This is a genomic window from Hymenobacter sp. ISL-91 (assembly GCF_018613725.1).
In the GTDB taxonomy this organism is placed as follows: Bacteria; Bacteroidota; Bacteroidia; order Cytophagales; family Hymenobacteraceae; genus Hymenobacter.
Genome location: NZ_JAGGPS010000010.1, coordinates 179,135 through 189,630, shown reverse-complemented (window position 1 = coordinate 189,630; position 10,496 = coordinate 179,135). Strand labels below are relative to the sequence as shown.

Here is a 10,496-nt window from a genome sequence, read left to right as displayed (position 1 = left end):
ACACAGGAACGGAAATCGAGGGGGGGGGCGGGGCTTGTCCCCGCCCGCCGCTCGCACCGTTTCAACGATTCTGTTCAATGGTAATCGTTCAACGGCGGGCGGGGATAAGCCCCGCCCCTACATCGACCTCCATAACTTGAGTTAAGTAGAAAACAGGCAGGGTTATCATCATTGAGATGATAACCCTGCCTGTTTTCTGTCCCTGAAGCCGTGTAAAAAGTCTACAGCCCGTCATGCTGATCGATTCGGATGCTTCTAAGGGAACTCCACTAAAAAACCCGGAAGCCTTGCGGCTGGCCGGGTTTATTGTAGATACGGATGCCAGTTTTGGTCGAGGGTACCGGCGCTGAGCTTTAGGAAACCGGTGAGGGTGGGCTTTTTGGGCTGCTGCCGAATGGTGAGACCTGCTTCCTGGGGGGTGTGGTGGCCCTTGGCGTGGTTGCAGCGCGAGCAGGCCGTGAGCAGATTGCTCCAGCTGGAGTCGCCGCCCCTGCTTCGGGGGATGACGTGGTCGAGGGTGAGGTTTTTGGTGGAGCCGCAGTACTGGCACTCGAAATTGTCGCGCTTCATTACGTTGTGGCGGCTGAGGGCAATGCCTTTGTAGGGCACGCGCACGTAGCGCTGCAGCCGGATGATGCTGGGCTTGGGGTACGCCCGGCTTACGGTCCGCAGCACACCGTGCTCCGACTTGGCAATAAGCTCGGCCTTCTCCAGATAAAGTAGTACGAAAGCCTTCTGGACGCTACACAGCGTGATGGCCGTGTAGTCGCCGTTCAATACAAGCACCTTGTGGTCCATACAGCGCGGAGAAAAAGAACCTACCCTGGCTGAAAGCTAGATGATTCTAAGCGCATTAACAACAGGAAACCTGTTCTGGTTGCGGCTTGGTGGGCGAAGAGGTTATTCAAAGCAAAGCGAGGAACCGCGCGAGCAATGGCTACCTCCTTCGACAGGAATACTAGCGCTTGCATGGTTCCTCGCCCCGCTCTGAATGACCTCTGTTACACAGTTCTTCGTCCCTGTTACTCGCTCAGGATGCGTTTAATAAGGCGGAGCTTGTGGCTGTAGCGCTGCTGGTCGCGACGGAAGATGCCGTTGTGGTCGAGCGGATCGATGCGAACTTCGCCACTGGCGTGCAGAATTTGCTGGTCGTCTAGTAATATACCCACATGCACAATGCGACCTTCGGCATTATCGAAGAAGGCGAGGTCGCCGGGGCGGGTCTGAGCCACAAAATGCACCGGCTGGCCGGCCTCAATCTGCTGGTGGGCATCGCGCGGGAGCTGCACGCCCACTAGGCCATATAGCTGTTGTACGAGGCCCGAGCAATCGATACCGAACAGGGTTTTACCGCCCCAGAGGTAGGGCGCTTTCAGGTACTGCAGAGCCATTTTCTGCAGCAGTTTCAGGCGCACCTCGGCGGGGCCCTGGGGGCCGTGGCCGTTGCGCGGGTTGGTGGCCGAGCCATTGTAGAAGTAGGGCTGGTCGCCGAGGTGCAGCGTCATACCATCGAAAAACGGCAGCCGGGTACCCAGCGTAACGGGCATTTTGGTGCTGTCGTCGCTCACCATCTGCACCACATCGAGGGTGCGGGGGTGGTCTTCGGCCTGCCAGCGCCGGAAGTAGCCGGCCGTTACGGGGCGGTGCTGCTTGGCATCCATCCAACCCACGTACTGGTCGGCGGCGAGGCGCACCTGTAGCCAGTTGCCCTGCACGAGCAGCACCGAGTAGCACTCACCAAAAATAAGCTGGGTAACAATTTCGGCCTTGTCGGTGGCTTCGGCCCGCACCGGCACGGCGCTTAGGGCGCAAATTCCGTGTTCCACAATGGTCTATTAAAAGTCACGGGCGCGGTCCATCTCGCGCTTCTGGTCTTTGGCTTTCAGGTCGTCGCGCTTGTCGAAGAGCTTTTTGCCCTTGGCCAGTGCAATTTCGAGCTTGGCAAACCCCCGGTCGCTCACGAACAGGCGCACCGGAATGATGGTGAGGCCCTGCTCCTGGTTTTTGCCGGCCAGCTGCTTTAGCTCGCGCTTGTTGAGCAGTAGTTTGCGGGGACGGGTGGGCTCGTGGTTGTTATAGGTGCCTTCGGTGTACTGGGCAATGGTGATGTTGTGGGCCCACAGGCTACCGTCGGGGTGGAACACGCAGAACCCGTCGGCCAGCTGCACGCTGCCCACGCGGATGCTCTTGATTTCGGTGCCCTTCAGCACGATGCCGGCGGTATAGTTGACCAGAAAGGCGTATTCGAACCGGGCGCGGCGGTTCTGGATGTTGATGTGCTTGGGTTTGTCGTCTTTGGCGTGGGCCATAGGATAAAAAGGCTGGCAGCGGCCCGCCCCGAAAATGGCTCGGGGGCCTTGCCGCCGCGCAAGGAACATAAAAAAGGCTTAACGGCGGGCTGCCGCCGGGGGTTGGAGGGTGCGCCGCCTGATGCTTGGCCCAACCTTACGGCTGACCGGGCTGCCGCTCGTACAGCGCCCGCCACTGGTCCTGGTATACACGCTGGTACTTGCCGATGCGGGCCGGGGCAGTTGGCGGAATATGGTAGACGTCGTTGCTGGTGTTGTAGTCGGGAATGATGTATTGCACCGAGTCGGTGGCAGCGCGGGCAAAAACTGAGTCGAGCGGCGTGGTCGGGGCAGTCAGGAAAGTTAGGCCCCGAATCCGGTAGTTGTCAATCTGCCCGAAGATAAAGTCGAGCGGCGCAATGACTTTGGCACCGCGCATGGGCATCTGGGCAGCCAGTCGGGCATTGAGGGCCATAATATCGGGGCTACGCTGGTTGAGCTGGCGCACGTACAGCAACTGGGCCAGCGTGCCCATCGGATACAGCACCACCAGCGCCAGCAATACCCGCCGCGCCCCCGGCCTCCAGTACCCGGCCGACAGGGCTATTTCCACCACCAGTACCACCAGAAACGGCACGAACAGCAGGTAGTAGTAGGCCGTAGGGCTTTTGGTGAGCAGCCAGAACAGGCCCATCAGCAATGCCGTGTAGCGCAAAACCGGCGCAGGCAGCGGTGGCGCTCCGGCAGTAGCACGACGGCTCCACCAGGCCAGCACCAAGGCCACAAGCGCCAGCGCCGAAAGCGCTATTTCGCCGGCGCTATGAAAGAAAATGCTGTGGTATCGGGCCATTACCTGCAGCTTATCGCTCAGGTGCAGGTTGGGGGCCACCACCGGGTAGTTCACGAACTGGTCGGCCAGCACGGGCAGCTCGCCCACCAAAGCGGCATCGAGCGCAAACAGCGCCAGCACTGCCGCGGCGGGTACCGAGAAGCCGAACAGCGCCCGCCAGCCAGCCCGGTACCAGATCAGCCACAGAGCCCCGGCCGCCATATACAACGTGCCATTTGGGTGCACCAGCCCGGCCAGCCCGGCCAGCGCCCCGGCGGCCGCCAGCCAGCCCAAGCGGCCGTTGGCCTGGTGCAGCACCAGATATGAAGCGAAGCCGCAGAGTGCCACCGTTGTTTCGGGCCGGCCCGCAAAGCCGAATAGCATCACCGAGCCGCAGCCCACGTACAGCAGCGCCGCCAGCCAGCGGGCCTCGGCGGGCGCGGCCTTAAAGTAGCGCAGCAGCAGCCCCAGCGTGGCAGCCGCCGAAATCAGGGCCACCGACTTCACGGCTACCAGACTTTCGCCCAGTACCGCCAGTTCGGCCGCCATCAGGTAGATGTAGCCTTTATGAAAGATGTAGAGCCGGTTTTCCCAGCCCCCAAACCCCCGAAACAGCTCCGAGTGCACATACCCGTCGCGCAGCAGCCAGAAAGCCTCTTCTGCTGACCATGCATCATCGAAGTGAGCGTAGCGGCCCATCAGCGAAGCCCCAAGCAGCGCCAGTACAACCAACAGAGTTGCGTGGTAGAAGCGCGGGGGCAGCAAACGGACGGACGGCGAAGAAAGGGGCATGAAGAAACGACGAGAGGATTTTCGGCAGGCAAACATACGCGGCTTCCTGCTGATGCCGAGAAAAAGGCCGATACTACGCCTTCATCGAACCTTGGCCCCGCAACTCCCGAAAACGGGCCTGCAGCCTCTCGCTATTGACGATGCGCTGGCCGGTGCGGCCGGTAGCTACCAGCCGCTCGCCCACCCGGGCCTCCAGGCGGCACAGCAGTTCGGTGCCGCACAGCTCCTCAAACACCGCCCGAAATTCCACTGTTTCCCCCTCGAAGGCCGGACCCCGGTGCTCCACCGTCAGCAGCGTACCGATGCCCTCCTCCCCTGCTTCCAGCATCTGCTCCACAAACTGCCGGCTGGTCCATTCCAGCGCCTGCCCCAGCGCAAACGTGCTGAGTACCGGATGAATCAGCCGACCGTTGAGCACCGCAAAGTCGGCGGCCGTCACGGTCAGTTGGTACGTCTGCGCATCGCCGGGCCGGAAGGGGTTGGTCATTTTTTAGTTGTTAGTTGTTAGTTGTCAGTGGGAACGTCATGTTGAGCGGAGTCGAAGCATCTCTACCGCAACACTAACTCTGTCGGCTGCAACGAAGCGGTAGAGATGCTTCGACCTCGCTCCGCTGCGCTCAGCATGACGTTCCCACTGACAACTGACAACTGACAACTGACAACTGACAACTGACAACTGACAACTGAATTTACGCCAGCTTCAGCCGCGGGTCGGAGCTTACCAGCTGGTCGGCAAAGTCACCGGCTTCGTACTGGAACTGGGCGGTGCGGGCCACCATGGCGGCGTTGTCGGTGCAATACTGGAAGGCCGGAATGAACACCTGCCAGCCCTGGGCAGCGGCCTCGTCCTGCAGGGCCTGGCGCAGACCGCTGTTGGCGGCCACGCCACCGGCCAGGGCAATCTGGATTAGCTGCTGGTCGGCGGCGGCGCGGCGCAGTTGGCGCAGCAGCGTCTGGATGATGGTGTGCTGGATGCTGGCGCAAAGGTCGGCCAGATTCTGCTCCACGAACTCGGAGTTTTTAGCGGTTTCCTTTTTCAGGAAGTAAAGCACGGCAGTTTTCAGGCCGCTGAAGCTGAAATCGTAGCCCGGCATAGCACCCACCGGGAACGGGAAACGCAGCGGGTCGCCCTGGCGGGCCAGCTTGTCGAGGTGGGGGCCGCCGGGATAGGGAAGCCCGAGTAGCTTGGCCGTTTTGTCGAAGGCCTCGCCAGCCGCATCGTCGATGGTCTGGCCGATAATTTCCATATCCAGCGGCCCGCGCACTACCACCAGCTGGGTGTGGCCGCCACTCACGGTAAGGCATAGGAACGGAAACTCGGGCCGGGGCTCCTCAATAAAGTGGGCCAGAATGTGGGCCCGCATGTGGTTGACGGCAATCAGCGGTTTGCCCAAAGCCAGGGCCAGCGTTTTGGCGAACATACCGCCTACCAGTAAGGAGCCCAGCAGCCCCGGCCCTTGCGTGAAGGCCACCGCATCGAGGTCAGACTTGGTGATACCGGCCTGCTGGAGGGCGGCAGCTACCACCGGCACCAGGTGCTGCTGGTGGGCGCGCGAGGCCAACTCGGGCACTACGCCGCCGTACTGCATGTGTACCTGCTGCGTGGCCACCACATTGGAGCGCATTTCGCCATCAACGAGCACGGCCGCCGAGGTGTCGTCGCAAGAAGATTCGATGGCGAGAATGGTAGGCATATTTTAAAGAAGTTAGAATTTAGAAGCAAAACTACAACGAAGCAGCAGTACGACGTAGGGGCGGGGCTTGTCCTCGCCTGCCATTGAACGGCAACCGTTGAACAATTACCGTTGCAGCGGCGCGAACGGCGGGCGGGGACAAGCCCCGTCCCTACATCGTGCTGCTGCTTCGTTGTTCTCTCCCCATCTATTATAATCACTGACTCCGAGCTTCCCCAGAAGCTCCTAACTTTGCCTCGTGCCCCGGTTTCTCTCCATTATACTGAAAGTGCTGTTTGGCCTGCTGCTGCTGCTGGTGCTGGCCGTGGTGGGCGCGCTGGTGGCTTTGCGGGTGCCAAGTGTGCAAACCAACCTGGCCCAGCGGGCGGCGCTGATGCTCAGCGAAAAGCTCGGCCAGAAAGTGCTGGTGAACCGCGTGGACGTGCGGCCCTTTTCGCGGGTGCTGCTCGAAGGCGTGCGGGTGCTCGATAAGCGTGGCAACGAGCTGTTCAACATCGGCCGGGCCGACGCCGACATCAGGCTCTTCAGCATCTTCCGGCCCAACCACCTGCACGTGGGGCGCCTGACGCTGGAGGAGCCGCGCTTTCATCTGGTTACCTACAAAAACAACCCCGACTCGACCACGCTCGACCAGTTCATCAGCTCCATGAAGCGGCTGCTGGGCCCCTCCGACACCACCAAGGTCAGCAAGCCCTTCGATTTCCAGATTCAGGCCCTGAGTTTGCGCAACGGGCAGTTTGTGCTGGAGCGCCAGGATGTGCCGCGCATTCCGGAGTACGGCCGCACCATGGATTATGCCCACATGCGGCTCGACAGCATCTACGCCGATGCCGACCAGCTCTGGCTGCGGGGCGACTCCATCCATGCCAACATTACGGGCCTGCGCACCGTGGACACGCCTTCAGGTACTCGCCTGCGCGAGTTGACGGCGAACATGACGTATGCCGATAAATTCTGGGAGTTTGATAAGTTGATGCTGCGGGTGGGCGAAAGTAAAATCCACGATTACCTGCGCTTTGAATTCAACCGTTTCCTCAATTTCACCAGCTTCAACGACTCGGTGAAGGTGATTGCCCGGCTGGAGCCCAGCCGGATTTACTCCGATGATATTGCCAAGTTTGCGCCCCAGCCCAGCGTGCGCGACCTAAACGAAACCATCCTTATTTCGGGGCAGGCGAAGGGCTACGTGCGCAACTTCACCACCAAAAACCTCGACATCAACTACGGGGAAGGGTCGCGGGTACGCGGCGACATCAACGTGGAAGGCCTGCCCAACTTCAAGGAGAGCTTTATTGTGATGCGGCTGCAGCCCTCGGTGCTGCGCGGCACCGATTTGAAGCGCTACATTCCGGCCCAGGGCTGGCCCTACGTGCAGCGGCTGGGTACAGTGAAGCTGAACGGCCAGTTTCTGGGTTTCTACAACGACTTTGTGGCCAACGGCTCGTTTCAGACGGCCCTGGGCAACATCACCTCCGACGTCAACCTCAAGATCAAAGACAACCCGCGCTATTCGACCTACGAGGGCAAGCTGCGCACCAGCGGCTTCCAGCTGGGTAAGCTGCTGGGCGACGAGCGGGTGGTGCGCGACGTGGCGTTTAACGGCCGGGTAGAAGGCGTGGGCTTCGAGGCCAGCAGCCTGCGCCTCACGGCCAACGCCAACGTGCAAAGTATCTGGCTCAACGGCTACCGTTACCGCAACATTGTCACCAACGGCGTGTTTAGCCGCCGCTCGTTCACGGGTAAAATTGCCGCCAACGACCCCAACCTGAGGTTCGACGCCGACGGCACCATTAACCTGCGGCCCCGCGAGCAGGCATTCGACCTGCGGGCCCGGGTGCAGAAGGCCGATTTGCGGGCCCTCGGCCTCACCAACCAAAGTGTAACGGTGGCCACCACCGCCGACGTGAAATTTCAGGGTCTGCGCCTCGATGCGCTGCTCGGCTACGCCCGCCTGCGCAACTCGCGCGTGGGCTATGCAGGCCGCACCGTAAATATCGATACGCTTGATATAGTGAGCCAACTGGAGGCCGGGCAGCGCCAGGTGCAGGTGCGCTCGGAAGTGCTCAACCTGGGCCTGGCCGGCGACTTTACGCCCAGCACCGTTATCCGCGACGTGAAAACGCTGGTGCAGGAGTACAAGCTCAACTTTGAAAGCAACGACGAGGCCATTGCCGCCTACTACCGCCGCAAGCGCCAGCAGCCGCTGCCCGATTACCAAATTGGTCTTAACCTCTATTTAAAGCGGTTTAATCCGGTGCTGCACTTGTTTGTGCCCCAGCTCAGCATTGCCGACTCCACCCGCTTCGATGGCTCGTTCCGCAACGGGCAGACCTCCATTTTCCAGCTCGGGGGGCAGGTGGCCCGCGTGCAATACGACAGCGTGCAGGTATTCAACGCCGATGTGGACCTGACGACGTCCAAGCTGCCCTATCAGCCCGAGATTCTGGCGCAGGCCAGCGTTACCTCCGAGCGGCAGCGGCTGCCAGGGTTGGGCCGAACCGAGAATTTTTACGTGGAAGGCGTGTGGGACCAGGAAAAAATCAACTTCTCGACCGCCCTGGCCCAGACCGGCACCACCAACAAGGCCCAGATAAACGGGGCGCTGGTGTTCCTGGAAGACGCCGTACAAATCATCTTCCGGCAGTCGGGCGTGAATTTGCTGGGCAAGAACTGGACGATTGCGCCCGACAACTCGCTGGTGATTTCGGGCGGCGGCCGCGAGCTGGACTTCCGGAACGTGACGCTCAGCAACGGCGAGCAAAGCGTGAGTGCGCAGGGCTTTATCTCGCAGAACCCGGACCGGCCGCTGGCTCTCACGGTCAGCAACTTCGAGCTGGCCACGCTTAACGGCCTCACCGGCACCCAGAAATTCGGGGGCCGGGTGAATGCGCTGGGAACCGTTAGCGGCGTGTTCGGCCCGCTGGTTATCAACTCGACGCTGAAAGTGGATTCGCTGACCCTGGACCAGACGCTGATTGGTGATGTAGAGGGCCGCGGCGACTGGGACAACGCCCTGGCCCGGCTCAACGTGAACCTCGATGTGGCCCGCGACGCCCGCCGGGTGCTGGCCGTAACCGGCTACATCGCGCCCGGCTCCGACACCCAGCAGCTTAACCTGAGCGGCGTGCTGGAGCAGACGCCCATTAAGCTGGCCGAGCCCTTTCTGAGCACGCTGTTTAAGGATGTGAGCGGCACCGGCGTGGGTACGCTGCGCGTGAACGGGCTGTTTGCGGCCCCCGTGCTCACCGGCAACATCGACGTGACGGACGGGCAAATGACGTTCATTTACCTGGGTACCACCTACCGGTTTGCCGACCGCATCCGGTTTTTAGAAGACCGGATTGCGCTTCAGAACATTACGCTGCGCGACCCGCAGGGCAATTCGGGCGTCATTAACGGCAACATTTACCAACGGGGCTTCCAGAATATGCGGCTGGACCTGAGCGCCTCGTTCCGCAAGCTGCAAGTGCTCAATACCACCCGCCGCGACAACGAGCTGTACTTCGGGCAGGCCTACGCCACGGGCACGGCCGTGGTGCGCGGCCCTTCCAACAACCTGTTCATTAACGTAACGGCCCGCAGCGAGGCCGGCACACGCATGTCGCTGCCGTTTGATAACGCCGCCAAGGCCGAGCAGGCCAGCTACATCAAGTTCGTCAACCGCAACCTCTCCGACTCGGCCCGGGCGGTGCTGGCGGCCCAGAACCCCAAGGGCGCTACCAGCGGTAAGGTTGATTTGTCGGGCCTGCGGCTGAATATGAACCTCGACATTACGCCCGACGCTTACGTGGAACTGTTGCTGGATGAAAGCACCGGCGACATTATGCGCGGCACGGCCACCGGCCAGCTGCGGCTCAACATCGATACCCGCGGCGACTTCAACATGTACGGACAGGTGGAAATTGTGCGGGGGGCCTATAATTTCACGCTGCAGGGCCTGGTAAACAAGGAATTTGTGGTGCGGCCCGGCGGCACCATTGCCTGGAACGGCGACCCGCTGGCCGGCGAGCTGAACGTAACCGCTACCTATACCCAGCGCACCAGCCTGGCCCCCGTGCTCCCCCAGACCAGCAACACGGCCCCCAATACCTCGCTGGTGCCCGTTACGGCCGTCATGAACCTGACCGGCCCGATTCTGCAGCCTATCATCAGGCTCAACCTCGAATTCAACGACATTCCCTCCTCGCTGGAAGGTGATCTGGCTTACTTTCTGTCGGCCATCCGCAACGATGAGCAGGAGCTCAATCGGCAGGTGTTCAGCCTGGTAGTGTTCCGGCAGCTAACGCCGCCCGGCTCGCTGGCCGTGGCCCGCTTGGAGGGTGGCAACAACGCGCTGGGCAACAGCCTGGGCCAGATTCTGAGCACTCAGCTCGGCCTGCTGACCTCGCAGATTGACCCCAACCTGGAAATCAGCTTCAACATTAACGGCCTCTCGGCCGACGACCTGGCGGCCCTGCAGCTGCGGCTGAGCTACTCCTTCCTCAACGGCCGCCTGCGCATTACCCGCGACGGCAGCTTCGGCAGCAACACCGGCACCGGCACCACCCCGGGCGGCGTGCCGGTGGGCACGGGCCAGAACTCGGTTATCGGTGATTTGAGCCTGGAGTACTACCTGCGCCCCGATGGGAAGTTCCGGGCCAAGCTGCGCTACGAAACCACCCCGCGCGACTTCACCGGCCTGGGCCAGGGCGTAAACCAGGCCCGCGCCGGCATCTCGCTGCTGCACACCGAGCAGTTCGACACCTTCCGCGAGCTGTTTGCCCGCAAGCGCCTGAGCCGCCGCGACCGGGACGCCCGCAAGGCCCGCGAGCTGCAGGTAGACAACGACCCGCGCATGGAGATATGACTGAGTGACTGGGGGTACAAAGAATGTCATTGCGAGCGAAGCGCGGC

The 10,496-nt window shown here is 61.5% G+C and carries 7 protein-coding genes; 1 reads left to right on the top strand and 6 read right to left on the bottom strand.

Annotated features, from left to right (window positions below; translation table 11 throughout):
* Positions 1-303: 303 nt before the first annotated feature.
* From J7E24_RS06310 to tsaD, 6 genes are all read right to left on the bottom strand, one after another.
* Positions 304-798 (bottom strand): HNH endonuclease, encoded by a 495-nt coding sequence (locus tag J7E24_RS06310; protein ID WP_176906549.1) that lies wholly within the window; start codon positions 796-798, stop codon positions 304-306.
* Positions 799-1,022: 224 nt separating this feature from the next.
* Positions 1,023-1,826 (bottom strand): C40 family peptidase, encoded by an 804-nt coding sequence (locus J7E24_RS17870; RefSeq protein WP_317195617.1) that lies wholly within the window; start codon positions 1,824-1,826, stop codon positions 1,023-1,025.
* 9 nt (positions 1,827-1,835) lie between these two features.
* Positions 1,836-2,309: an SsrA-binding protein SmpB gene (gene smpB / locus J7E24_RS06300; protein WP_215136256.1), complete on the bottom strand. Its 474-nt coding sequence runs from the start codon at positions 2,307-2,309 to the stop codon at positions 1,836-1,838.
* Between the two features lie 136 nt (positions 2,310-2,445).
* A complete protein-coding gene (locus tag J7E24_RS06295; RefSeq protein WP_215136254.1) occupies positions 2,446-3,909 on the bottom strand; it encodes a hypothetical protein in 1,464 nt (487 codons plus the stop codon).
* 73 nt (positions 3,910-3,982) lie between these two features.
* Positions 3,983-4,396 (bottom strand): thioesterase family protein, encoded by a 414-nt coding sequence (locus J7E24_RS06290; protein ID WP_215136252.1) that lies wholly within the window; start codon positions 4,394-4,396, stop codon positions 3,983-3,985.
* 202 nt (positions 4,397-4,598) lie between these two features.
* Positions 4,599-5,603 carry a tRNA (adenosine(37)-N6)-threonylcarbamoyltransferase complex transferase subunit TsaD gene (gene tsaD, locus J7E24_RS06285; protein ID WP_215136250.1) on the bottom strand — a complete coding sequence of 335 codons (1,005 nt, stop codon included), beginning with the start codon at positions 5,601-5,603 and terminating at the stop codon, positions 4,599-4,601.
* Between the two features lie 238 nt (positions 5,604-5,841).
* Here tsaD and J7E24_RS17865 point away from each other — a divergent pair, with 238 nt between their 5' ends.
* The gene (locus tag J7E24_RS17865) at positions 5,842-10,449 is read left to right on the top strand and encodes a translocation/assembly module TamB domain-containing protein (RefSeq protein ID WP_215136248.1); all 4,608 of its coding nucleotides are present in this window, start codon (positions 5,842-5,844) and stop codon (positions 10,447-10,449) included.
* The last annotated feature ends 47 nt before the right edge of the window (positions 10,450-10,496 follow it).